General features: G+C 43.1%; 19 protein-coding genes and 5 pseudogenes. 17 read left to right on the top strand and 7 right to left on the bottom strand.

Annotation, left to right across the window (positions count from 1 at the left end):
- Nucleotides 1-198: 198 nt before the first annotated feature.
- Nucleotides 199-393 carry a hypothetical protein gene (locus tag F6K38_RS04950; protein ID WP_131827249.1) on the bottom strand — a complete coding sequence of 65 codons (195 nt, stop codon included), beginning with the start codon at nucleotides 391-393 and terminating at the stop codon, nucleotides 199-201.
- 2 nt (nucleotides 394-395) lie between these two features.
- On the opposite strand from F6K38_RS04950, the gene F6K38_RS04945 reads away from it, so the two are divergent.
- From F6K38_RS04945 to F6K38_RS04935, 3 genes and pseudogenes are all read left to right on the top strand, one after another.
- On the top strand, nucleotides 396-1,547 hold the full coding sequence (locus F6K38_RS04945) for a hypothetical protein (protein ID WP_287356192.1): 1,152 nt from the start codon (nucleotides 396-398) through the stop codon (nucleotides 1,545-1,547).
- Nucleotides 1,548-2,629: 1,082 nt separating this feature from the next.
- Nucleotides 2,630-2,767 (top strand): annotated as a pseudogene (locus F6K38_RS04940) (IS1 family transposase); the annotation flags it as partial.
- Nucleotides 2,768-3,137: 370 nt separating this feature from the next.
- Complete coding sequence (locus F6K38_RS04935; RefSeq protein ID WP_008188803.1) at nucleotides 3,138-3,848, top strand: calcium-binding protein; 711 nt, start codon at nucleotides 3,138-3,140, stop codon at nucleotides 3,846-3,848.
- A gap of 254 nt (nucleotides 3,849-4,102) precedes the next feature.
- Here the strand turns inward: F6K38_RS04935 and F6K38_RS04930 are convergent, their stop codons facing one another.
- On the bottom strand, nucleotides 4,103-4,678 hold the full coding sequence (locus tag F6K38_RS04930; protein ID WP_502709564.1) for a Uma2 family endonuclease: 576 nt from the start codon (nucleotides 4,676-4,678) through the stop codon (nucleotides 4,103-4,105).
- 849 nt (nucleotides 4,679-5,527) lie between these two features.
- Between F6K38_RS04930 and F6K38_RS04925 the strand changes: the two genes are divergently transcribed.
- The 4 genes from F6K38_RS04925 (at nucleotide 5,528) to F6K38_RS04910 (ending at nucleotide 9,585) form a co-directional block, all read left to right on the top strand.
- Nucleotides 5,528-6,364, top strand: a complete 837-nt coding sequence (locus F6K38_RS04925; protein WP_229414322.1) for an esterase/lipase family protein — start codon at nucleotides 5,528-5,530, stop codon at nucleotides 6,362-6,364.
- Nucleotides 6,365-6,415: 51 nt separating this feature from the next.
- Nucleotides 6,416-8,824 carry a tetratricopeptide repeat protein gene (locus F6K38_RS04920; protein ID WP_052308407.1) on the top strand — a complete coding sequence of 803 codons (2,409 nt, stop codon included), beginning with the start codon at nucleotides 6,416-6,418 and terminating at the stop codon, nucleotides 8,822-8,824.
- Between the two features lie 395 nt (nucleotides 8,825-9,219).
- Nucleotides 9,220-9,390: a hypothetical protein gene (locus tag F6K38_RS04915; RefSeq protein WP_008180048.1), complete on the top strand. Its 171-nt coding sequence runs from the start codon at nucleotides 9,220-9,222 to the stop codon at nucleotides 9,388-9,390.
- Nucleotides 9,391-9,417: 27 nt separating this feature from the next.
- On the top strand, nucleotides 9,418-9,585 hold the full coding sequence (locus F6K38_RS04910; protein ID WP_008180046.1) for a DUF4351 domain-containing protein: 168 nt from the start codon (nucleotides 9,418-9,420) through the stop codon (nucleotides 9,583-9,585).
- Nucleotides 9,586-9,826: 241 nt separating this feature from the next.
- On the opposite strand, the gene F6K38_RS04905 is transcribed toward F6K38_RS04910, so the two are convergent.
- The 3 genes from F6K38_RS04905 to F6K38_RS04895 form a co-directional block, all read right to left on the bottom strand.
- A complete protein-coding gene (locus F6K38_RS04905) occupies nucleotides 9,827-10,672 on the bottom strand; it encodes a Uma2 family endonuclease (RefSeq protein ID WP_008180044.1) in 846 nt (281 codons plus the stop codon).
- A 362-nt stretch (nucleotides 10,673-11,034) separates the two neighbouring features.
- Nucleotides 11,035-12,330 carry an adenylosuccinate lyase gene (gene purB, locus F6K38_RS04900; protein ID WP_044492320.1) on the bottom strand — a complete coding sequence of 432 codons (1,296 nt, stop codon included), beginning with the start codon at nucleotides 12,328-12,330 and terminating at the stop codon, nucleotides 11,035-11,037.
- 50 nt (nucleotides 12,331-12,380) lie between these two features.
- Nucleotides 12,381-12,506, bottom strand: a complete 126-nt coding sequence (locus F6K38_RS04895) for a hypothetical protein (RefSeq protein WP_267871988.1) — start codon at nucleotides 12,504-12,506, stop codon at nucleotides 12,381-12,383.
- A 403-nt stretch (nucleotides 12,507-12,909) separates the two neighbouring features.
- On the opposite strand from F6K38_RS04895, the gene F6K38_RS04890 reads away from it, so the two are divergent.
- From F6K38_RS04890 to F6K38_RS04860, 7 genes and pseudogenes are all read left to right on the top strand, one after another.
- Nucleotides 12,910-14,289, top strand: a complete 1,380-nt coding sequence (locus F6K38_RS04890; protein ID WP_008180039.1) for an RNA-guided endonuclease InsQ/TnpB family protein — start codon at nucleotides 12,910-12,912, stop codon at nucleotides 14,287-14,289.
- Nucleotides 14,290-14,371: 82 nt separating this feature from the next.
- A complete protein-coding gene (locus F6K38_RS04885; protein WP_287250281.1) occupies nucleotides 14,372-15,850 on the top strand; it encodes a hypothetical protein in 1,479 nt (492 codons plus the stop codon).
- Between the two features lie 749 nt (nucleotides 15,851-16,599).
- The gene (locus tag F6K38_RS04880) at nucleotides 16,600-16,755 is read left to right on the top strand and encodes a hypothetical protein (RefSeq protein ID WP_154659684.1); all 156 of its coding nucleotides are present in this window, start codon (nucleotides 16,600-16,602) and stop codon (nucleotides 16,753-16,755) included.
- A 410-nt stretch (nucleotides 16,756-17,165) separates the two neighbouring features.
- Nucleotides 17,166-17,351 (top strand): annotated as a pseudogene (locus tag F6K38_RS43230) (hypothetical protein); the annotation flags it as partial.
- A 596-nt stretch (nucleotides 17,352-17,947) separates the two neighbouring features.
- Nucleotides 17,948-18,249: pseudogene (locus F6K38_RS04870) on the top strand (hypothetical protein); the annotation flags it as partial.
- Nucleotides 18,233-18,769, top strand: a pseudogene (locus F6K38_RS04865) (response regulator); the annotation flags it as partial. The pseudogenes F6K38_RS04870 and F6K38_RS04865, both read left to right, overlap by 17 nt.
- 97 nt (nucleotides 18,770-18,866) lie before the next feature.
- Nucleotides 18,867-19,271 (top strand): annotated as a pseudogene (locus F6K38_RS04860) (response regulator); the annotation flags it as partial.
- Nucleotides 19,272-19,387: 116 nt separating this feature from the next.
- Here F6K38_RS04860 and F6K38_RS04855 read toward each other — a convergent pair.
- Together F6K38_RS04855 and F6K38_RS04850 are read right to left on the bottom strand one after the other, a co-directional pair.
- Nucleotides 19,388-20,125 carry an HAD family hydrolase gene (locus tag F6K38_RS04855; protein ID WP_044492317.1) on the bottom strand — a complete coding sequence of 246 codons (738 nt, stop codon included), beginning with the start codon at nucleotides 20,123-20,125 and terminating at the stop codon, nucleotides 19,388-19,390.
- 161 nt (nucleotides 20,126-20,286) lie between these two features.
- Nucleotides 20,287-21,465 carry a 30S ribosomal protein S1 gene (locus F6K38_RS04850; protein ID WP_008180027.1) on the bottom strand — a complete coding sequence of 393 codons (1,179 nt, stop codon included), beginning with the start codon at nucleotides 21,463-21,465 and terminating at the stop codon, nucleotides 20,287-20,289.
- A 708-nt stretch (nucleotides 21,466-22,173) separates the two neighbouring features.
- Between F6K38_RS04850 and F6K38_RS04845 the strand changes: the two genes are divergently transcribed.
- The 3 genes from F6K38_RS04845 (at nucleotide 22,174) to F6K38_RS04835 (ending at nucleotide 24,445) form a co-directional block, all read left to right on the top strand.
- Nucleotides 22,174-23,307 carry a ferrochelatase gene (locus tag F6K38_RS04845; RefSeq protein WP_044492316.1) on the top strand — a complete coding sequence of 378 codons (1,134 nt, stop codon included), beginning with the start codon at nucleotides 22,174-22,176 and terminating at the stop codon, nucleotides 23,305-23,307.
- A gap of 231 nt (nucleotides 23,308-23,538) precedes the next feature.
- Nucleotides 23,539-23,862 (top strand): phasin family protein, encoded by a 324-nt coding sequence (locus F6K38_RS04840; RefSeq protein ID WP_008180024.1) that lies wholly within the window; start codon nucleotides 23,539-23,541, stop codon nucleotides 23,860-23,862.
- 22 nt (nucleotides 23,863-23,884) lie between these two features.
- On the top strand, nucleotides 23,885-24,445 hold the full coding sequence (locus F6K38_RS04835; protein ID WP_008180023.1) for an FKBP-type peptidyl-prolyl cis-trans isomerase: 561 nt from the start codon (nucleotides 23,885-23,887) through the stop codon (nucleotides 24,443-24,445).
- Nucleotides 24,446-24,529: the final 84 nt, after the last annotated feature.

Raw genomic sequence — 24,529 nt, 5'->3', positions numbered from 1 at the left:
CTAGAGGTGGTAGTAATCGATTTAGATACTGCCCAATGCCTAAGCGAGGACCAAGGTAATGGGCAATTAAAGCAACAGACATAGCTTATAGCACCGGAAACAGGGAACAGGGAATAGGGAATAGGGAATAGGGAATAGGGAATAGGGAATAGGGAATAGGGAATAGGGAACAGGCAAAAAATCCGTGTGTGTACTCCACTAATATGAAAACCGCTGTAGCTTAGATGTAGGCATAATTTCTAACTTAGTTACAATACCACTGAATAAAATCATAAAGGAACAGGCATTTAGAAAATTTTCCACTTTCCACTCCCGACTCCCGACTCCCGACTCCCGACTCCCGACTCCCGACTCCCGACTCCCTACTCCCGACTCCCTACTTTCAACTTCCAACAATGAACAAAATAATTGCCTGGTATAGATGGGCGATGCAAACAGGGCAACTACCATTTGCTATAATTTTAACCCTCACCATCTACCAACCCTTTGAAGACTTTGTTCTCAACTGGCTCCCCTTGCCTTCAGCTTTAATCGGCTTAATACGTTTTGTTCCCGAAATTATCCTTTACATCCTAATGGTAAGGGTAATTTACCTGCGGCTATCCTCTGGTAAAGGTATACGAAAAACCCCCCTAGATATCCTAATTATTGCCTTTTTCATTGCTAGCATGATTTCCATTGTGGTTAACCATGCTGGAATTCCAGGCAGCATAAAAAACTTACGCACTAACTTTCGGTATATTTCAGTTTACTATACTGTAGTTAATATTGACATTTCTATCGAACAGCTTGCCACCTTATTAAAAAGTATTAGACTAGCCAGTTTAATCCAGGCAGGTATAGCCTCCATCCAATACTTCTTACCCGCCAGCATCAGTCAGAAACTATTCACCAGGCAAGTCATCCACTCCGGCACAATGGCTGCCAAAAATGCCAGCATTGGCACCTTTGGCGACAGTGCCATCCTCTCAGGATTCCTGATGTTAGCAATTTCAGTATTTATTAGCCATGTCTACACCAACTCTAGTCATATTATTCCCACTTTCAAAGACTCCGCTAGTATTTTAGTGCTCTATTTCGCTAACTTTGCTTCCAAAAAGCGAGCTGGACTGATGATATCGCTACTAATTCCTATTCTAGTCTTAATTCATCTCAACAGAAAAAGAGATACTGCCCTCATCCTCTGGTTTGCTACAGCACTTTTGATAACTGTAGTATTGATTTCCCCATTATTGAATCTTCAAACATCAGCAGCTTCAGTGTCTGAAGACGGTGAAATACCTGATCTGACTTCCTATTTCTTCTCGATTTTTTCTCCAGATTACTGGCAACACAACTTAGAAGCTCAGCGGGGTTGGGCAGCCAAGACTATTGTTAATGGTTTAATGAATTCAGGAGGCTGGTTTGGCTTTGGTCCAGAGCCTGGTAAGATAGTTTTAGCCATAAACTGGAGCTTTTTAACAGGTTTTATTCGAACCCAATTTAATTTGCAATCAGAGGATTGTAAATACTTTTGTCTGCTCTATATCAAATCTTTAATTCTCTGATGAGATGTATTTGATACTTTTAAATTTTATACCTTTACCTTATAGGAGCCGGGATTAGGGAGCAGGGAACAGGGAGTAGGGAGCAGGGAGCAGGTAACAGGGAAAAAATCCTGTGTACTTCATGAATATGATAACCGCTATATAATTCTAAAAAAAATCAGCTTTTTAGGTGTAATGTTTATGATAATTTTTCGCCCATTTCAACGACCTTTGATTAAATAAAAAAATTGAAACTCTTCTGCCTTCTGCCGTAAGCATTCAGCCGTCAGCTATCAGCTATCAGCTTATGCGCTACGCGCACGCTACTTGAAGTGCTAGCAGGCGCTTTAACTGGACGGACTCGGATCAGTACAACGACCAGGGATTTTCAACTAGCCTTACCAGCCCGTCAGCTTGTTTACTACCTCCCGTTGATTAGCTGACAGCTGAGGGCTGATAGCTGAATGCTTACCTTCTGCCTTCTGCCTTCTGCCTTGGATCCAATACATTTTACTTATTACCAGCGGATGTGGTATGATTACCTTTTTACTTAGATAAACTTAAAAAAAGATAAAGAGAAGGCTTCAATAAAATTTACAAAAATCCTAACTCAAGGGATGACTGAACTTGACGGCTTAAGTTGACTAACGTCACTTGTTTAACTTGGCCGAATAGGTCAGACTGGTTTTCGGTGCATCTCAGTTGTGCAAAAACACTAAACTCCAATACTGAAACCCCTATTATCTCGTTAGTTGAGTGATCGATTTACAAAATATGGGAGCTAGCCAAATGAACTTTGGTGTTTCTACAGGTGCGACCCGTGGAACGGGCATCTTGCCGTGGAATGGGCATCTTGCATGAAACTGGCATCTTGCCAGTTTCATGCTTATTTTCGGGCGGGCAGGATGCCCACTCTACTTCTATTCATTCGAAGATTCAGCAACGCGGATTTTTAATCAGAGTAACTATCCGGAGATCAGATTAGACACAACGGGAGAGGAGATAACGTCACTTGTAGGGCGTTGCTCACCTAAGGAATGGTTTAATAAAAATCAAACCATGCAATGCCCTAATTGTCATAGCCACAAAACTCATAAATATGGTCATCACAATTGAGACATTATTTAGCCAGACTACATCGAATTTCTCTATGCTACTCTAAATCTGAAGAGATGTTGAAGTTATCAATTAGGCTTCTTATTTATTATTTAAAGTTTCATAAAATCCCCATTTTTGGTTAATCATTCCATTATTAAGCAACGCGGTGGCGAGTGTCAAACGCGCCCTATATTTCCATGAACTCTTGTAAAGTTTTGGGTTCTTCAGTACCTACTATGCTAAATTTACAGTTAAAAATCTCCGAAAATATTACTGTGTAAGGGTTATGAGGCTATTTAACCATCAATTTTTCTGAATAATGCCTCTTCCTCCTGCTCCCTGCTCCCTGCTCCCTGCTCCCTTTGGCAAAGTGTTAATTTAGCATAACAAGTACGGAAGAGCCAAGTTTTGTAAATCAGTTGCATAAGTTTGTAAATCAGTTGCATAAGTCTGATTGCTTGGACATAGAAGTAGATAGAAGTAACAAGCTTTGAGAAAAAAGGAGCAACTGATATGGCGACTATTCAAGGAAACAACGGAGATAACTCATTAATTGGTACTGCAAATAACGATATGATGTGGGGTTATGATGGTAACGACACTTTGTGGGGGCAAGATGGTAATGACCAGCTCATTGGTGGTAATGGTTCAGACCAATTAATTGGTGGTTTTGGTAACGACACTTTGTGGGGGGAAGATGGTAACGACACTTTGTGGGGGGAAAATGGTAATGACCAATTAATGGGTGGTTCTGGTAACGACACTTTGTGGGGGGAAGATGGTAACGACACGTTGTGGGGGGAAAATGGTAATGACCAGCTCATTGGTGGTAATGGTTCAGACCAATTAATTGGTGGTTCTGGTAACGACACTTTGTGGGGGGAAGATGGTAACGACACTTTATGGGGAGGATCTGGTAACGACACTTTGCAGGGACAAGATGGTAATGACCAGCTTATTGGTGATGGCGGTTTTAACGACTTGATTGGCGGTAGCGGTGCTGATCAATTTGTCTTATCAACAGAGGGATTTACCACGATTACAGACTTTGAAGACGGAATTGATCGCATACAAGTATCAAATCGGACGTTCAATGATCTGGGGTTCATACTAAGTGGTCTGCCAAACAGTTTAATAATTGTAGATAACATTACAGGTTTTGGTATTGGCTCACTGTTAAATGTGAGCCAAGGAGATATTACAGCAGCTGATTTCATAGCTTAACAGAAGCACTTGTCAATGGCGTCAGTCCTGTTAATTCCCAGGAAATTACAATGCCCCCTCGCCATAAGCTGTTTTGCATTTAAATTGCACAACAGCAAGGCAGAAGGCAGAAGGCAGAAGGCAGAAGGTAAAAGAGTTTCAGGTTTTTTTTCCTGATTTAATCAAGCGATGCAGTTGCTCATGGGGGTTTCCCCCATGAGCAACTGCGTCAAGACAAGGTCGTTTAAATGAGCGACAGCTTATATAGCAATTTCTTACCAAAAACCATCGAGGCTGAGAACAAAATTAGGCAAAATTGGTTCTCCTAATAATTTATTCGGCTGCTCTAACACTTGTTTGGGTTTCCCAGATTTATAAATCTCCACTTGCTTGGCTAATCGGTTGAATAACCAACCCAATTTTACGCCATTATCTAAGTATTCCTGCATTTTTAGTTGGGCTGGTTTCAGGTTGTCGGTGGGAGACATTAATTCAATCACAAAGTCTGGTGCTAGGGGTGGAAATTTTTCCCGTTGTGCCAGTGTTAGAGCCTCCCATCTTTCCCGCTTAACCCAAGCTACATCTGGTGAACGATCAGCTCCGTTAGGTAAATGAAATCCTGTGGATGAGTCAAACACTATTCCTAATTGAGATTGTTCATTCCAGATTCCCAAACGAATCAGAAGATTAGCATTTCTTGCTCCTGTCTCTCCACCGGTTGGAGCGATAATTACCAAATCTCCTTGTACTGTTCGCTCTAGTTTCCAGTCGGGATTAGCACAACACAGGTCGTAAAACTGTTGGGATGTTAGTCTGGCATTTTCTGGCATCCTCAGGATTGATTGTGTCATGAGCAAAGGGAATAGGGAACAGGGAATAGGGAATAGGGAATAGGGAATAGGGAATAGGGAATAGGGAATAGGGAATAGGGAATAGGGAGGCAAGAGGCAAGAGGCAAGAGGCAAGAGGCAATAGTAAATGTGGCGTAGGGTAAGTTAGGGACGGGCTTACCCTTATTGTATTCATATCTTGCAGCAAGTTTAAACTTTACCTGTCAAGCTAGGGAACACGGAACGGGTAACAGTTAGAATATTTTACTATTTTACTACTTAAATTGATTGTGATTGCTGCCATTATTAATTTTTTTTACTGGTGCTATATCTCGGTTTTATAAGCAAATAATTCCAAGAATTTCGTAAAAAATACTAGTTAAAAAACAAGCGTTCGATAAGCGTCTATTTTAGATAATCGCTTAGTGTATATTTCAGAATATCGCTGTTTTTTATTAATCCTAAAACTCCCCAAAAAAAAAGTTTTTTAAACCCTTGACAATTATAATCATAATCATTACAATAATCATTAAATGACCACAATGAGTTCAATTGTTAAATTATGCGACAAGGATTTACTAAAAACCTCAAGAAACAACCTCGCTTAGCGTGACATGCAGATCAATCGCATTTTTATTGGAAGTTAATTTACTGATATCATCGGCAACAGTAAGAAAAAAAAATGAAATATATAATAGAAAATGTGATAGGTATATAAAATGAATTGTTATAACTTTTGTTCCCTGTTCCCTGCTCCCTATTCCCTACTCCCTACTCCCTACTCCCTATATTTCCCTGTGTTAAACTAAATCGAGATTGGGTTTCATGCATCTACTGGTTAATGCTATATAGTTAACTGGAGGCTAATCCTTGAGTAAATTGACGGGCTTGATGAAAATCTCAAGCCACCAGGACTCATTGCCCAGTGCGGATATCGTGTTTGTTCACGGGCTGGGAGGGGATGCTAGAAGCACGTGGCATCCTAAGGAAAAACGGGATGATGATGACTTCTGGCCAGTTTGGTTAGAAAACGATCAGCTAGGTCTTAACATCTGGTCTTTTGGGTATAACGCTGAAGCGACAAACTGGAAAAGCAACAGCAGTATGCCGCTCTTCGATCAAGCCAGTAATTTATTAGATTGGTTAGACAGCTGCGATCTCGGCAAGCGTCCACTAGTATTTATTACTCACAGTATGGGCGGGCTTGTAGTTAAAGAGATGCTTAACAGTGCTCAAACTTTTGAAAACCAAGGTATTCTTAAACAGACTAAAGGGATTGTATTTCTAGCTACTCCCCACACTGGTGCTCATCTAGCTAAATTAATTGATAATATTGGCGCTTTTGCACAAACCACAGTAAGTGTCAAAGAACTAAAAGCTCATCACCCTCAGTTACGGAAATTAAATGAGTGGTATCGAGAAAACGTTCGGAGTTTAGGAATTGCTACAAAGGTCTATTACGAAACCCAGCCTTTCAAAGGGATTTTGGTGGTAGACGAAGATAGTGCTAACCCAGGCATTGAAAAAGTTAAGCCGGTTGCCATACCAAAGAACCACATTGACCTATCTAAACCAGAGTCTCAAAACAGTTTGGTCTATCGTGGTGTCAAGAAATTTATTGAGGAATGCCTCAAAACTACTGTACGGCTAAAAGATGACAGCAACGGAACAGTTTATGTTGGCGAGATTCCTATTCATGAGCATTAGCTGAACTCGTCCGACCGGGAACGGACAAAATTAAATCCCCCCAGTAACATTATCAATCGTGGCACTCCCCACTTTGTCGGTAGGGATGCTCAACTTGAGCAGCTCCATCAGGAATTTCAACAGACCAATCAATTAGCAATTTGTGCCATTGCCGGAATGGGCGGTGTGGGCAAAACCGAGTTAGCTCTACAATATGCTCTGAAAAATCAGCACAACTACCCTGGTGGGTTGTGCTGGTTCCCAGTGCGAGGCTTGGATCTCGGGACTCAAGTTGTCAATTTTGCCCGTACTAAATTAGGATTAACCATTCCAGAAGAACTAGAGTTCAACCAACAAGTAGAATACTGCTGGGGGCATTGGCCAGAAGGAACAGCATTGATCGTGCTGGATGATGTGCCTTCTTTCAGCAACGACTACAAACAGAGAATTCAGCCCTACTTACCTCCAGCCCAATCCCGCTTCAAAGTACTGGTCACCAGCCGTCAGCGTCCAGGGGCTTCTTACCGACGAATTGATTTGGATGTGCTATCCCCAGAGGCAGCATTGGAATTATTGCGTTCGCGTAGCGTGGCCTACGGCCAATCGCTTGTTGGAAAAGAGCGCATTGAGAAAGAACCAAACGAAGCAGAAGCCTTATGTGAATGGTTGGGTTATTTGCCTTTAGGTTTGGAGTTAGTCGGACGATATTTAGATATACATCCGAATTTAACCATTGCTAAAGTTCAGAAACGTTTAGAGAAAAAGAAATTAGCAGCTAAGGCATTACTTTATCAAACAGAACAAGGGGAGATCACAGCCCAGTTGGGAGTAGCAGCAGCCTTTGAGTTATCCTGGGAAGATTTGGAAGAGTCTCCAGAAGCCCAACAGTTGGGATGTCGTTTGAGTTTGTTTGCTCCTGCTCCTTTTGATTGGTCCCTAGTAGAGTCTTGTGTTATCGAAACTGAAGATGAGGAGGAATGGGAAGAAGAACAAGAAGAGTTGGAAGAATTACGGGATAGTTTCCTAGTTAATCGTAATCTATTGCAACTGACCGAACAGCAAACTTATCGGCTGCATCAACTAATTCGAGAATTTTTCCAGAGCAAGCTGGCTCAATTACCAGAGGCCGATGGCTACAAGCAAAGCTTTTGTAAGACAATGGTGGCTGTAGCAAAAGAAATTCCTTTTACAGCAACTCTGGAAATCATTGCAGCAGTTAACCCGGCCATCCCTCATTTAGTTGAAACTGCCACAGTCCTAACTGACTGCCTCAGGGATGAAGATTTAATCTGGCCTTTGACTGGGTTAGGAAAATTCTATTACGGTCAAGGTACCTATGACCAGGCTGAACTGTGGTGGAAGCAATGTTTAGAGATAACTAGAACCCGCTTGGGTGAGAACCATCCCGATGTGGCTAGCAGTCTCAATAACCTGGCATTACTCTACTGGTCAATGGGGCGCTATGATCTTGCCGAACCCCTATATAAACAGGCTTTGGAGCTGTATAAGCAGCTGCTGGGTCACCACTATCCCGATGTGGCCACCAGTCTCAACAACCTGGCATTACTCTACTACTCAATGGGGCGCTATGATCAAGCCGAACCCCTATATCAAAAGGTTTTGGAGCTGTATAAGCAGCTGCTGGGTCAAGACCATCCCGATGTGGCCCGCAGTCTCAACAACCTGGCATTACTCTACTGGTCAATGGGGCGCTATGATCTTGCCGAACCCCTCATTCAACAGGCTTTGGAGCTCTTTAAGCAGCTGCTGGGTCACCACCATCCTTTGGTGGCCATCAGTCTCAACAACCTGGGTTTACTCTATAAGTCAATGGGGCGCTATGACCAGGCCGAACCCCTCATTCAACAGGCTTTGGAGATAACAAAGCAAGGGCTCGGTCAAGACCATCCCCATGTGGCCACCAGTCTCAACAACCTGGCTGCACTCTACGACTCAATGGGGCGCTATGACCAGGCCGAACCCCTCTTACAACAGGCTTTGGAGCTGTATAAGCAGCTGCTGGGTCACCACCATCCCGATGTGGCCACCAGTCTCAACAACCTGGCATTACTTTACAAATCAATGGGGCGCTATGAGCAAGCCGAACCCCTCATTCAACAGGCTTTGGAGCTGTATAAGCAGCTGCTGGGTCACGAACATCCCCATGTAGCCACCAGTCTCAACAACCTGGCATTACTCTACTGGTCAATGGGGAGCTATGGTGAGGCAGAACAGCTCTATCAACAGGCTTTGGAGCTATATAAGCTGCTGGGTGACGACCATCCCGATGTAGCCACTAGTCTCAACAACCTGGCATTACTCTACGACTCAATGGGGCGCTATGATCAGGCCGAAGCCCTATTTGTCCAGGCTTTGGAGATTGCAGAACAGAAGTTAGGGTCAAATCATCCTAACACTGTAAGCATCCGTAAGAATCTAGAAAGTTTGCGCGATATAAAAAGGGAACAGGGAACAGAATAAACGATATCCGAATAGTTTTTAATGTTATGGTAAATCAGCAATATTATTCATTAATTAGTTAGAAATACTATATACTGGCTTGGTCTTGCTTTTCCTAAGTGAATGACTAATGAAGAATTTAGAATGTAGAATTAAGAATTTAGAATGAACAAGGTAGAATTTAGAATTAACAAGATAGAATTTAGAATTAACAAGATAGAATTTAGAAGATAGAAGGTATAGCAGTCGCAGTAAAGCTTAAGAGATATTTCTGCTCCCTGCTCTCTACTCCCTGCTCCCTTTCAACCAAAATTATCTGTTCTAAACTATACTTCGGTTCTATAAATTTTAAATTCTAAATTCTAAATTCTAAATTCTAAATTCTTCATTTAATTCAAGCTTATTTTCGGGAGGATATGATGCAGGAGTCAGTAGTTTATCAACGAATTATTCGCCAAGGATTAGAACAAGGATTAGAACAAGGATTAAAACAAGGATTAAAACAAGGATTAGAACAAGGATTAGGACAGGGATTAGAACAAGGAAAGCGCAGCGATGCAGCGCGGTCTTGGGGGTTTCCCCCATGAGCGACTGCATCAAGAAATGAGCTTAATTTGATTATCCGTCAAATTAACCGTCGCTTAGGTAAGATAAATCCCCAATTACAAAATCAAATTGAGCAGTTATCCTTTGAGCAGTTGGAGGATTTAGGAGAAGCGTTGTTAGATTTTGAAACTGAAGTGGATTTGACCAATTGGTTAAACCAGTTAACGGATAAGTAAAATCCCGTTAGGTGTCGCACTCAAAAGCCGTGCCATGGAGAGCTGATAGAGTGGGTAAGGAAAAGCTTTACCCACTCTACTATTGCTACAGCAATCGGGTGCATCTCATATTTGCTGTTTGACCCGGTGGTGCCTTACGGGACGGACTGTCCCAACTAAATTCTAAATTCCAAATTCTAAATTCCAAATTCTAAATTCTAAATTCTAAATTCTAAATTCTAAATTCTAAATTCTAAATTCTTCATTCTTCATTCTCTACTTCCTCAATAGATAAACCTAACGCTGAACTCACTTGCTCCACAGTTAGTCCCATTGCCAATAGCTTAGGAATAGCATCTCTTTGTGAACGTTCAGCTTGCTCAGCCCGTTGTTTTTCTTGCTCAGCTCGTTGTTTTTCTTGCTCAGCTCGTTCACTGCCCATCAGCAGTAGATTACCTTCGCTATCCCACCACCTTAGCCACATGTGATTCTGATTAAGATTCTGATATGAGCCTTCCCATACACCTAATTCTACCCCTAACTGTTCAATAGGATAATGTCCCCTTTGATTAGTCTTCATCTGGTGATATTTACCATTAACTAGATGATAGACTTCTAACTCCCCAGTATCAAATATATAGATTCCGTAGTAGGGAATGCGAATAATTTGTTCATAAACCCAGAATTTACCTGGTTTAGTTTTTTCTTCCCCAGTAGCAGATAAAGGAGTAGAATCCCTTTCCTCGTCTCCATTGCCACTAGCAAATTCCAGAGCAATCAGAGGTGCTAGGTGTTCTTGCCAAAGTACATAGGAACGACGAATTTTACCATCTAACAGAGGAGGTACTCCCGGTACATAAAACCAATCCGGAGCTTCTGCTCCTCTTTCTAAAGGTTCTGTGATCCGCCAATAGATACCTGAGTCTTGACCAATAGCGTATTGTCTGTCCGGATGAATTTTCTGGAGAACCGGTTCAATAGAATCAGTTAAAATAATGCTTTGGGGATGCTCATGGAAGTTCTTCACAAATTCGCCATTGGATTCTGGTAGTTGAGTATGATCCGGTAACGAAATAGTTAGACCTGTGCGCTCTAAGCTCTGGGTCATGACAACCTCATCTTGGGAAATGATTTGTAAGCATATGCGCTACGCGCACGCTACGCGAACAGCGGTCAGCCTTTAGCTGATAGCCGTCAGCGGTCAGCCTTTAGCTGATAGCCGTCAGCGGTCAGCCTTTAGCTGATAGCTGATAGCTGAATACTTACAATGATTTAGGTATACTTACTACTTATTTTAGCAGTTCTAAATACCCAAGAACTGCTAAAATAAGTAGTAAGCATTTAGCTATCAGCCTTGGCCTTGACCTTTGGGTCACCCTACGGGAAACGAGGTTTATTTTAAGCTGACGGCTGACAGCTGACGGCACCTCAAGTAGCGTGCGCGTAGCGCATATGCTTACAATCAGTGGCCTAGATTCCCAACCGTTGATAAACCTCGTCCAAATGTTGAAAATGATGCTGGGGATTAAAACATTCCTCTATTTCTGAAGGAGTTAGCTTACTAGTAACCTCAGGATCCTTAGTAATCAAATTGTAGAAGTCTCCCTCAGGTTGATTCCAGGCTTGATGGGCACAAGACTGAACAATACTGTAGGCATCTTCCCGATTCATCCCCTTTTCTACTAACGCTAACAACACCTTTTGGCTAAAGACCACACCCCCATAAACATTCATATTCCGCTTCATGTTTTCTGGATAAACCAACAAGTGTTTCACTAAATCTGTGATTTCCACTAACATGAAGTGAGTTAAAATACACACATCTGGCAGAATGACTCGTTCTACAGAAGAATGAGAAATATCCCGCTCATGCCATAGGGCAACATTTTCTAAAGCAGCCACCGCATGACTCCGCAGAATTCGTGCCATCCCGCTTAGCCGTTCAGAACGAATTGGATTACGTTTGTGTGGCATAGCAGAAGAACCTTTCTGTCCTTTAGAAAAGAATTCTTCTACTTCTAAGACATCGGTTTTTTGGAGATTGCGAATTTCCACAGCAAACCGTTCAATGGTTGCCCCTAACAGAGCTAACTGTTGGACAAACTCACCATGGCGATCGCGAGAAATAATTTGGGTTGAGGCAGTATCAGGTTGCAGTGACAGGTTTTGACATGCGATCGCTTCCACTTGAGGGTCAATATTGGCATAGGTTCCCACAGCACCAGAAATCTTGCCCACAGATATGTTTTCACGCAGACCCACTAAGCGATCGCGATGGCGGCAAACTTCTGCTAACCAACCGGCCAGCTTAAAACCAAAGGTAATTGGTTCAGCATGAATTCCGTGAGAACGACCAATCATCACCGTGTAGCGATGTTGTTGTGCCTGGTAGCGAATCGCTTGAGCAAGCTTCTCGATCTGTTCGAGGATAATATTTAGACTAGCAACCAGTTGCAGTGCCAAGGCAGTGTCTAAAACATCGGAACTAGTCAAGCCTAAGTGTATGTAGCGTCCCACATCCCCTACATACTCATTCACATTAGTCAGAAAGGCAATCATGTCATGGCGGACTTCTTGCTCAATCTCTTGCACCCGCTTGAGGTCAAAATCCGCCTTTGCCTTAATTTCCTCTACTGCTTCACCGGGAATCTTACCCAGTTCCGCTTGTGCTTCACAAACAGCTATTTCCACCTGAAGCCAGGTTTTGAGCTTGTAGGTATCCGTCCACAATTCCCCCATCTCGGGTAGGGTGTAGCGCTCAATCAATTCCCATATCGCAGAACACAACCTTACAATTATAGCAGTTATCAATGGGTTTAGGGACTTTCGTCTTGGGTTAATCGGAGTCGGGAGTCGGGAGTCGGGAGTCGGGAGTCGGGAGTCGGGAGTCGGGAGTCGGGAGTCGGGAGTCGGGATGTAGTGCTGCCAAAGGCTTTTTCCACGGGGCTTTCAAGGTATTGAATCTACCTGAACCGGAAGATAAACGCTATATAATGGATTAATAATTAATGATTAATCATGGGTCAAATCCCCTATCCCCTATTGGCTATTGCTAGCATGCCTATTGCCTGTTGCCTATTGCCTGTTGTCACCTACCATGACCAATTTTCCTCTCAATGCTGGGTCTATCCAAATATCCGGGAACGTGAGAACCCCTCTCTTTTAAGGAGGGTCAGAAGTTACCGTAAGAAGAGTGGAGCCTTTATAGGCGACAGACTATGCAAAAAAGGGTTAAAACTCATGAAATAAGGCTCCACTCTTCTAAGGTTTCGTCTCCGGGATGAAACGGACACGACGGGTTTTAACCCGCCGTGTCTATAATAAAGGATAGGAGGAGATAGAAAGTTGTATAGAACAATTCCAGTTAAAGCGTCATTTACTGATGAAGATAAAGCTTTTTGGGTCTTTCAGTGTGAGCAAGCAAATAGCTTGATTAATTGTGCAATTTATTACACCAAACAAAAACACTACAGTTGGCTTGAACAGCAAGAAGAATCATTCACTACTTACTGGAAGGATGATGAGCTTAGGTATGGCTGGAAGACCTATAAGTGCAGTACAAAGTACCCAGAACTAGATAAAACTTTAAAGTTAACTCCCAATTACAAAGCAATGGCTGCCCAGTCGGCTCAACAGACCCTAAAGACAGTAGGTGAGTCCATTGCCAGTTACAACCAATTAGTAGGTCTTTATTACAAGGGCCAAGTTGACAGACCAAGACTGCTTAGGTACAGAAAGAAAGGGGGATTGGCTGCTGTAACTTTTCCCCGACAAGCACTCAACTACAAAAAAGGCTTGTTTGATCCGTCAATAAGCAAAGAAACTAAGCCTCATTTAATAACTGAAATCGCATTAGAACCACCAGATTTTATAGATCCGGACTGGGTGAAAGAAGTTACTGTTCGCCCGTATTTAGGAGAGCTATGGATTGATTGGGTGATCGACAACGGGAAAGAAGCGATTGCTAGCAACCCAAACCTTGACTACACTCAAGCCTGGAGCTTTGATCACGGTGGAACCAACTGGTTGACTGGAGTTTCAACCTGTGGGAAAAGCTTGATTATTGATGGTCGTAAGCTTAAGTCAATGAACCAAGGTTATTGTCGTCTGGTAGCCAAGTACAAACAGGGCAAGCCAGAGTTTTACTGGAATTCTAACCTTGACCGGGTACAACGGAAACGCAACAACCAAATCAGAGATGCGATCAATAAAGCAGCTAGGTTGATTATTAATCGCTGTTTGAATGATTGCATTGGGAATCTGGTAATTGGTTGGAACGAAGGGCAGAAGAATCGTTCCAATATGGGCAAGCGTGGTAATCAGAACTTCGCAGTTATCCCCACCGGAAGATTGATCGAACGGTTAAAACAACTTTGTTATGAGTACGGGATTAAATTAACAATTACCGAGGAAGCGTACACGAGTAAAGCGTCTTACCTTGACGACGACAGCCTCCCAAAACATGGTGAAAAACCCAAAGGATGGATACCGTCGGGCAAACGGGTTAAGCGTGGACTGTATAAAACTTCTGAAGGATGGCTGATCAATGCAGACTGTAACGGCGCTGCAAACATAGCCCGAAAAGTAGCCACACAGTTAGGTCTAAACCTGACCAAGGTGGGTAGGGGAGCTTTGGCACTCCCAAAGCGATATGATCTGTTCACCTCACTGAGTAAATCATATCGCACAAGAAGTGAAGTGGCACGGTTTCAACCCGCCACGTAACAACCTTGTAGAATCCCCGTTTTTTAAAGCGCGGAGATGTCAAATTAAGCTTTAGTACCAGATCAAAAATCGGAGGTCACACTTGACCAAGACAGGTATGATTAAACAGCTAAAATGCGCTCAACGCGCTCTAATTGCTTTAATACTCCCAATTTTAATATTTCTATCGGCTCCACCAGCCCTTGCCCAACCTGATCTCACCATCACCCCTAAAAGTATGACTGTGGCAGGTACCAGGGGTTCTAGCACAAGCCGCAGCTTACTCTTGCGCACGACAAACGCCGTCAAGGATTTACAAATCATTTCCCTAGACCTCAATACTCAGGATGGCCAAGAAATTTTCCCCGCCAAATTGATTCAGCCTACTTTACCAGACGAGGAGATTGAGGCCAATAGTCTACTATCTATCCCGATCCAGTTTCAATTAGACGATGCCCCCAAAAGTGGAGAATTTAGTGGTGAATTACTGATTAAGTTCTCAGAAACTGAACTAAGCGTACCATTAACAGTCCGAATTAAAGACCCCTTTCCCATACCTCTGGGAATCATATCCATTGGGGTGATATTGAGCATAGCTGTGTCCAGCTACCGTAGCCGAGGGAAACTACGGGACAAAATTCTGGTGCGGGTTGGTCAATTGCGTATCCAACTGCGCAGTGACCCCCAGTTAGCTGAAACATCACTCACCGATCAATTCAACTCAATACCAAATCCCTTCAAGACCCGAATTGAAGGCCATCTGCTAGATGTCGAGATGGCTTTGCAGGGGGAACGTTGGAACGATGGTAATCAGGCAATTACCCAAGCTGAGTCAGTGTGGCTGAAATGGCGCAAAGGTCGTGAGGACTGGCTAGCACTCCTGAACTATGGTCAGACCCTGGAAGAAAAAATACCCGCCACTCCGGATATTGACCCCCCTTATCTACAGTCAGTACGCCGTAATTTGCAACTGGCAATCCGAGAGGCACCTGACCAAAATCCTCAAGACTTGTATCAGCAGTTAGATGACTTGGCAAAACAGATTAATAAATACCTGCAACTGGATGCTAAACTCAGGGACTTGGACAACCTGCTGGTAGAAACTACCATATCAACACAAGAGTTACAGAGTTGGCAACGTCAGCAAAAGAATTTGCGCAATAAGTTGAATAATCTCGAACCTACGGATAAAAAAGCTGGTCAGGAGTTGAATGGTCAAATCGAAAAAGCGATCACTCTACTAGCCAAACAAATACCAGCTAACTCTACTAAGTTAGGCTTCCTCATCACCCAACCTGAATTATTGCAGAAAGCACCAGGGATCGATACACCACGGATAGTTATCCAAGAGCCAAGACTAGCAGAGTTTCGCCTCTGGATTTTCTCTGCGATCAGTTATGCGATCGCAATTGTCCTGCTTGCTGGTAGTGGCTTCATTGAGCTATACACCTATAAATCCACCTTTGGCGCTAACCTCTGGGGTGACTATGGCGTCCTCCTGGCTTGGGGGTTTGGTGCCGAAGCCAGTCGGGATGCCATTACAAAAGTCGTGGCAAATTTGGACTTACCAGGATTGAACTAATCACTCGATCAGGTTGAAGGTTAGCAGGTTGAAGGTTAGCTGGTTGCAGGTTGAAGGTTAGCTGGTTAGCTGGTTGCAGGTTACAGGTTGAAGGTTGAAGGTTGAAGGTTATTTGGTTGAAGGTTAGCTGGTTATTTGGTTGAAGGTTAGCTGGTTATTTGGTTGAAGGTTAGCTGGTTAGCTGGTTAGCTGGTTAAAAATTATCTTCTGAACCTTCAACCTTGGCCAATAGGCACGCGCGTCGCGTTCAACCTTCAAGCTAACAACCTTCAACCTGCTAACCTTGGCCAATAGGCACGCGCGTCGCGTTCAACCTTCAACCTGCTAACCTTGGCCAATAGGCACGCGCGTCGCGTTCAACCTTCAACCTGCTAACCTTGGCCAATAGGCACGCGCGTCGCGTTCAACCTTCAACCTGCTAACCTTGGCCAATAGGCACGCGCGTCGCGTTCAACCTTCAACCTGCTAACTTGCTAACCTTCAGCCGAATAACCTACAACCCCCAAAGGCGAACAACCGAACATAAGGAATTAAATTAATAGGTACCAATATAGCAATCCTTTATGATTCGTGAAATATATTCGGCGAAGCTATCGCTATAACCCTTGCCCAGTAAGGATTTACGATTTTGCATATTTTACAAATGATTTAGGATTGCTATAGGTTTTTAAATTAGTGTTACTTGGGCAGATTGACTGGGAACTATATAACTGTAACCACATTGGATTTGTCAGTCAATCGGGATTAACGTGTCAAACACAGAATCTTTAAGTGTTGAGCTAAAACAAGCTTTTCTTCGATTAATTGCCCAGCAGACAGGATTAGTTATTAAAGAAGCAGACCAAGACAATTTAATTGAAACCATCCTTGTGAGAATGAAATTTCTCAAATTTGGTTCACCATAAAGTTACTATAAACTCTTAGATAAGACTATATAAAGTAATATATAATGGCAAAAATTAGTTGCCATGATGACTAATAATTAAAGTTACTTTTGGCGAGATATAGCAGAAGTCAGAAGTCAGAAGTTAAACTCTTGCCATACTGTAGTTTGAGACTTTTGTCATGTCATAATTACCCTAGCGACTGCTATAAATGTCATTTTAAAACCTGACAAAATCACATTATTCCAGATATAATTAAACGACAAAATAACCACAAAATAATTAAGATTTGTATTGCAGGATGTTCAACTGGATAATAACCCTATTCTATTGCTATTTTATTCCATAAAATCCTTCCTGAATTATAAAAATGGAAGGTTAAAATTTTGGGGATAGACATTAATAACTATGCCTTATAAACCGCAAGAAAAGGAATTTACAGTTCTTGGTCATTTAGAAGTATTAATCCAGACATAAAGCGTGACTATTTTGGGCTCATTAACAATTCCTATCACATCGATAATCGTATCCAAAAAATGGTCACGTTTAAAACGGTTAATTTAGTCAAAGATTCCTGGGGGGGCGACAAGCGGCCTGTAACCCTTGATAGATATTAAATTGAGCGAATTATGGTAAAAAAAGATAGGTCAGAAATTGTCAAGACGACCAATAAGATTGAAAATGCTACCATAATTATATCAAAAACATCTAAAAAATCTCCTTTCCGAATCTCAATTATTATTCCTTAACCTTGTAGTAATTATTAGACAAGACACCAAAAATGTTAAACTTGAAAAAATCGCAGAGTCATGTCTTGGTGCAGTCGCAAACAAACCATGAGCGACTGGATCAAGACAACGTTTTAATATTGAACAAATGTTCCGAGATTATAAGAGCGGTGGATATAATAGGTCAGGCAGCAATGTGGTTGGAAAACGCTTTATTTCTTTAGTTGTTATAATATCTTTCGCTTATCTGATTTCCACAATACAAGGATAAATAATTAATAAAAGCGATGCAGCGCGGTCTTGGGGGTTCCCCCCGGAGACGAAACCTTAGACAGGCTCGCCTTTATGGTTGTTAGGCTATGCAGAAAAGGGTTAAAACTTGAGGCGCGACCCCGTAATTTAATTCGCCATAGGAAAGCGCGCCTCCATTGATTAAGGCGAGCCTGTCTTACGGTAACTTCAAACCATGAGCGACTGCATCAAGACAAGGAGTTCATAAATATGTGGCTAGAGTCAAACAATATGGGCGTTCAACTAAAAGACATAGCGGTGCGACCCAAGGCCGGGGAACCCGGCCTAGGAGGCGCGCACCGTCCAGTTTTTATATTGGACTATATGCTCAAAATTGGATTAATTTTATGGATAAATGTTGGTAATTAGTTGATGATTTGATGCGCTTAAGTCGTCATAAGCTCAATAATTATTTACGAGGTATGAGAGCTAGGTCGCTTATACAGTCTACTTTTTAGCTCTCATGTCGCCCCCCCAGGATCAAACCTCAAAGTAAGTTATTAAAGCGGGTGCGTAATGTCAGTGGAGCAACTATTATCGGTACAGGGGAAGTTTGTATGATTCTTAACCCTCCAGATTTGCTCACATCATTACAATCCTATCAGTCAAACACATCCACAGTCTCAACCAAACTAAGGCAAATCGTTAAAAGGACGCCAGTAATTCTCCTAGTAGATGACTCGATTACCGTTCGCACCCAAGAAAAACGGATACTAGAAAGGGCTGGGTATGAAGTAGTGACAGCTGTAGATGGATTAGATGGCTATAACAAACTAAACAGCCGTTACTTTGATGCCGTAATATCTGATGTGGAAATGCCAAATCTAGACTGATTTTCCCTAACTGCCATAATTCGTCAGCATCAATAGTATAACGAATTACCAATAATTTTGGTAACATCTTTGGCTTCCGATGAACATAATAAAAAAGGGATGGAAGCGGGGGCTAATGCCTATATAACAAAAGGAAAATTTAATCAAGATTTTCTCATCGAAACGTTGCAAATACTTGTGTGATAGTTAATATACAAGGTTAATATTTAAGTTTAAATTGTGAAGCTTTAAGGTTAAATTGGTAATTAAAAATGAAAAATTTAAAATTATTAAATAATCAATGACTATTCGAGTTTTATTAGTTGAAGATTCACCGATTGCTCTAGTAGTACTGAAAAGGATTCTGAATTCATCAGAGCAAATTGAAGTGGTGGGAGAAGCTGGAACTGGTTTAGAAGCTTTGAACTTAATTCCCAAAGTTCAACCAGATGTCATTTGTACAGACCTCCATATGCCCCAGATGAATGGTCTGGAGTTGACATCTGAAGTTATGGCGCTCTATCCTAGACCGATTCTGGTGATTAGTGTTTCGGTGCAGCAAGAGGATACTGATCAGATTTTTCAGCTTTTAGATGCAGGAGCAGTGGATATTTTTCCTAAGCCGTCGGCAGGAATGACAACGGATAATCAGTTGCTCCAGCAGGAGTTGATCAATAAGATTAAAATTCTGTCTGGGGTCAAGGTCAAACAGGTTTTACCAATTGGTGCGATCGCACCAAGGCTGCGGGAGTTGTGCTTATTGAAACTTGAAAATTGAAAATAACACTTCTCTCACCCCTTGCCGATTCAATATAGTTGACTTTAAATAATTTCAATCTCATCCAGGCTCGCGATCGCTAGATCAGCTCCCTCTAAATGGGAAGCTTCTGGCTTGCCCCAGCAAATACCAATGCAACCCGCTGCACCAGCACGCTTTGCCATCTCAATATCACCGGCTGAATCTCCTACCATTAGGGCGGAAGCAGGTTTTACCTCTAAAGATTGGCACCCTTGTAGGAACAACCTGGGATCAGGCTTACTGATTTCAGAATCCACACCCTGCTGTAATTGGATATAGGGGTCTAGCTGGTGTCGATGGACAAAGGCTTGTACGCCAGCCGTAGAGTCTGCCGATAGAATACCCAGCTTTAAACCAGCTTCCGAGAGGAATTTAAGGACTTCGAGGCTACCGGCAAACATTGGGGAAGTTCCAGCCGCATTTTGCAAGTACTTCTCGGCTTCAACAAAGGCACTCCCAGCGATTTCCAATGACTCTAGCCAACCCCGACCAGTCTCAGCAATATAAGCCGCAGCAGCAATTTCATTTTCCCGACGACTACCCACTGCCATTAACCCGGTAGGGTCAAGGGTGTCATCTTGGACACCAAAGGCCATCAGGAGGGGTTCTCCAATACCAGGAATTTGGGCATCGATTAAACGCGATCGCTTATAGGCTAGTTCTCTTAAATAAACTTGTGAATCCTCTAAGGTACCGTCTTTATCAAATATGACTGCTTCAATATTGGGGAAAGTCACCTTCCCACAACGAATGGTTACCAAGGGTTTATGCCGCTGTTTATTGTAATCAACTTCATTCTACTAGCTAGTTGATCAAGATTCGCACCTGCCAAGTTCTTTGCTCTTGTTCCGGAACACAGCCATAAACACAAATTAGCCATTAGCCTCAGCTAACGGCTAATTCTTGTTACCGCACCTGGTTGTTACTCGTCGATGGCAGCTGCTACAAACTCTCCCTCTGGCACTGGGTCTTCTTGAGGCTCTTGGGACTCTTGGGGCTCTTGGATCTGTTGAGGCTCTTGAGGCTCTTGAGGCTCTTGAACCTGTTGAGGCTCTTGAGGCTCTTGGGGCTCTTGAACCTGTTGAGGCTCTTGAGGCTCTTGGGGCTCTTGGACTTGTTGAGGCTCTTGGGGCTCTTGGGACTCTTGGGGCTCTTGGGTTTCAACCGCTTCTGGAGTCATACTTTCTGGAGTTATACCTTGCTTTTGTGCTAGCATCTTCTCCCGGTACTTCTGAGCCATTTCTTCTGCCTTCTCGAATACCACTTCCCGGTTGTTAATCATATCTCCCGGTTCTGGCTCTAACTGCTTTGTTGACAGAGAAATCCGACCTCGGTCAGCATCCAAGTCAATGATCATCACTTTCAGTTCATCATTGACATTAAACACACTATGAGGCGTATCGATATGATCATGGGAAATTTCGGAAATGTGCAGCAATCCGCTGACCCCGCCAATATCAATGAATGCACCGTAAGGTTTGATTCCTCGTACTGAGCCAATCACCACCTCTCCGACTTCTAGGCGGTTCATCTTGCGCTCAACTAGCGCACGACGGTGGGATAGTACCAGACGATTACGGTCTTCATCTACCTCCAGAAATTTTAGGGGCAGTTCTTGGGCCACCAAATCTTCCTTGGCTGCCCGAGTGCTAATATGAGAACCAGGAATAAAACCGCGCAACCCTTCAATACGTACCAACGCTCCACCACGGTTAGTGGCGAATACCAGAGAACGCACCGTAGCATCCTCTGCTTGTAGTTGGCGCACTCGCTCCCAGGCTCGCATATACTCAATGCGACGGATAGAGAGAGTCAACTGTCCATCTTCATTTTCATCGGTCAGGATGAAAAATTCCCGTGTTTCGTTGGATTGTAAAACCTCATCAGGATTATCAACTCGATTTATTGACATTTCCTGAATCGGAATATAGGCGGCGGTTTTCGCACCAATGTCAATCAGAGCGCCCCTCGGCTCTAGACTGAATACCGTACCCGGAACTATATCCCCTGGGCTAAAATGATAATCATACTTATCCAGAAGGGCAGCAAAATCTTCGTGAGTGAATCCTATATCTGTAGTTTTTGTTTTCTGACTGAGCATGTGCGTTGTTTGTCCTAGTTTGATTTGGTTTTAATGACTATGCCTCCTGTTGATGTACAAGCACGTCAGCATTGTGCTGCTTACACCGACATTGCGTTGTCCTACTTGTGACATCTCCCACACCTGTTGGGGATCGGGGGTAGGTGTGGGCTTCTCGCCAACCCCAGCTATCGCCATTTCCTTACGAAAACCGATCCGCATTCGGGTACTCGACAAGCTTTACTATTGACGGGATGCCCCACCGCCAAGTTTCTGATTTTATCTGATTTTAATTGCTCTATTCCAATCAGGCTTTTGGTCCACTGTCAATAACCAAGGGCATTTTCGGCTTTGGTTATCAAATAGACATAAATTCACCCCAATTTATGTCCATTATAATTTATTAGACAAAACCTGAACTGAGCTTTCCGTCGAAAAATACCCCACTCCCTTCGCCCAAAGGACGACGCTTGCGCGTTTGGTAGAGGCTAGTGGGCTAATCTCGAACTGATCAGCTCATTTAATAAGATTTAATTAAGACCAGACATCCTATTATAACCTAATCGAGATTTTGTTATTAGTATCTTTACCGAACTTTCCAGGCTATTGTGGTATGTCCTATATCCCCCCATGGGGGATGTTAGCCTAATAAATGCCAGGGGTACATTCTGCACCCAAGACAAAGCAGGGATACCCCAGGAATAGACGTTTAGCCAGTAGGAATACCAAGTGGTTGCCACTCCAGAAAAATCTCAATCAGTAAAACCTTCCCCAACCCATGGTCACGAACGAGTTGCGGTTTTACTCATGGGTTATGGAGAAGTCGAAAGCTACGAAGACTTCGCCAACTACAACGAACAAGCCTTAAACTTGCTTACCGCCAAATTTGCCCCAGTCCCCAACTGGATCTATCCACCCTTAGCCAAAATTTTGGCAATGTTTGACTTCCACGAGTGGGGGCACCAGCATGACAACTTTATTTCACCCCACAACAATATTTTTGAACAGCAACGGGCAGGTATTGAAAAACACCTGCAAGCTAAATGGGGCGATCAGGTCAAGGTATTCAAAGCCTTTAACTTCTGCGCTCCCTTTCTGCCAGAACAAGTCCTCTGTGAAATTAAGGAGCAAGGGTTCCAAAAACTGCTGATCTATCCCCTGCTAGTGGTGGATTCCATCTTTACTAGCGGCATTGCGGTGGAACAGGTCAATAAAGCCCTAGGGAAATTAGAGGATGGAGATCAACACTGGGTTCAGGGATTGCGTTACATCCCGTCTTTCTATAACGAACCAGAGTACATTAATCTAACTGCTCGATTGGTGGAAGAGAAAATTACTACCGATTTAGCTCAAGCCTATCTCCCCTCCCAAATTGGCATTGTCCTGATGAACCATGGCTGTCCCCACGAAGCTAAAGGATTTGTGTCTGGGATTGACGAAAGTCAGGCATTGTATGAGGCAGTAAGGGAAAAGTTGATGTATAAGTATCCCCTAATCTCTGTGGGCTGGCTTAACCACCAAACTCCCTTAATTAAGTGGACTCAGCCTCACGCGGAGTTAGCAGCCCAGAACCTGATTAACTTAGGGGCTAAGGCGATTGTGTTTATGCCTATTGGCTTTGCCACAGAGAATCACGAAACCCTCTTAGATGTGCATCACATTGTCCACGGTCTAAAACGTCGTAACTCAGAGGTTACCTACCTAGAGATGCCCTGTGTTAATGATCATCCAGAATTCTTAGAGATGGCAGCGGAGTGGGCTAATCCTCAAATTGAGGTACTTGTATCAGAAAATGCTCTATCTATCAATCCCCAGTTGGCAGCTGTGCAGGCATCACAGCACCATCATCACCATCACCACTGATTCACCAGAGCATTTTATTAGGTTGCTTGATACATAGCACCTTCTTGCACCTCCTCCGTTCTCCTCCCGCTGTTCTCCCTCTTCTCCTGTTCTAGGAAAGATGTCACAGAATAGAACTGTAGGCTGGGAATCAATGAAACTTCTCCAATCATAGGAAAGCCTAGTTGATCCCAGCCCCATCAAGTGCCGAGTGACAGGATAACAGGATAACAGGATAACAGGATAACAATTATGGATAATAACGACTGGCTCAAGCAGTTATTGTTGGTTGGGGTTGGCACAACCTCAATGGTTGCCGAAAAACTGCGAGAGGTAAGTGATGAATGGGTCAAAGATGGTAAAATAAACTCCGACCAAGCCACCGCTTTTGTGGATGATCTGATGAATCAGATCAAGTCAGAGCAGGGTAACTTTGAGAGCAACATGGAACGGCAGTTGCGCAATATGTTGCAGGATTTAGGGGTTCCTCGCCAATCAGAAATGGATGAATTGCGAGGTCGTATTGACCGTCTGGAGCGTCAGGTGCGGGATTTAGAAAATAAGCTCTGGCGTTGATAATCAATTAGGAGGACAGACTTTGAAACAAATTCTGATCAGCATAGGCGTTATAGTAGCCTTTGGGTTGCTTTTGGTTGTGGCTCAAGTAGGTATGGGTAAAAAATCTACCACTGCTGGAGAAATTACCAACACTCAGCCGGAAGTAGTGACAACAGCTAACAGTGCTAACCCAGATGTTAATGATAAACGAGATATAGCTATGGATTCTAGTTCAGAAAGCGAAACCAATACTGAGGCTGAGACGGTTACAACACCGTCGGGCTTGAAGTACATCGACGTGGTTGAGGGTGAGGGAGCAATGCCTGAGAAGGGACAGACGGTAGTGGTTCACTACACTGGTACCCTGGAGGATGGTAGTAAGTTTGATAGTTCTCGCGATCGCAATCGTCCTTTTTCCTTCAAAATCGGTGTAGGACAGGTTATTAAAGGCTGGGATGAAGGGGTTGGTTCTATGAAGGTTGGTGGTCGTCGTGAGCTGATCATTCCCCCAGAATTAGGTTATGGTACCCGTGGTGCCGGTGGGGTGATTCCGCCTAATGCTACGCTGAATTTTGATGTGGAATTGTTGAAAATTAACTAGTAAATTAGCAATAAATTAGCTAATTCAGCGATGAACTGAATACTTGCTCCCAGTTGGTGAATTCTCGCTGATTGGGAGTTTTAG

The organism is Moorena sp. SIO3B2, from assembly GCF_010692525.1.
GTDB lineage: Bacteria > Cyanobacteriota > Cyanobacteriia > Cyanobacteriales > Coleofasciculaceae > Moorena > Moorena producens.
The sequence above is the reverse complement of the archived record's forward strand: the minus strand, read 5'-3'. Positions and strand labels throughout refer to the sequence as shown.

What these genes read in the sequence shown, in the direction of transcription:
- F6K38_RS04945 (WP_287356192.1), top strand. Translation starts at nt 396, where the DNA reads ATGAACAAAATAATTGCCTGGTATAGATGGGCGATGCAAACAGGGCAA.
- F6K38_RS04935 (WP_008188803.1), top strand. Translation starts at nt 3,138, where the DNA reads ATGGCGACTATTCAAGGAAACAACGGAGATAACTCATTAATTGGTACT.
- F6K38_RS04930 (WP_502709564.1), bottom strand. Translation starts at nt 4,678, where the DNA reads ATGACACAATCAATCCTGAGGATGCCAGAAAATGCCAGACTAACATCC.
- F6K38_RS04915 (WP_008180048.1), top strand. Translation starts at nt 9,220, where the DNA reads ATGATGCAGGAGTCAGTAGTTTATCAACGAATTATTCGCCAAGGATTA.
- F6K38_RS04905 (WP_008180044.1), bottom strand. Translation starts at nt 10,672, where the DNA reads ATGACCCAGAGCTTAGAGCGCACAGGTCTAACTATTTCGTTACCGGAT.
- F6K38_RS04850 (WP_008180027.1), bottom strand. Translation starts at nt 21,465, where the DNA reads ATGCTCAGTCAGAAAACAAAAACTACAGATATAGGATTCACTCACGAA.
- F6K38_RS04840 (WP_008180024.1), top strand. Translation starts at nt 23,539, where the DNA reads ATGGATAATAACGACTGGCTCAAGCAGTTATTGTTGGTTGGGGTTGGC.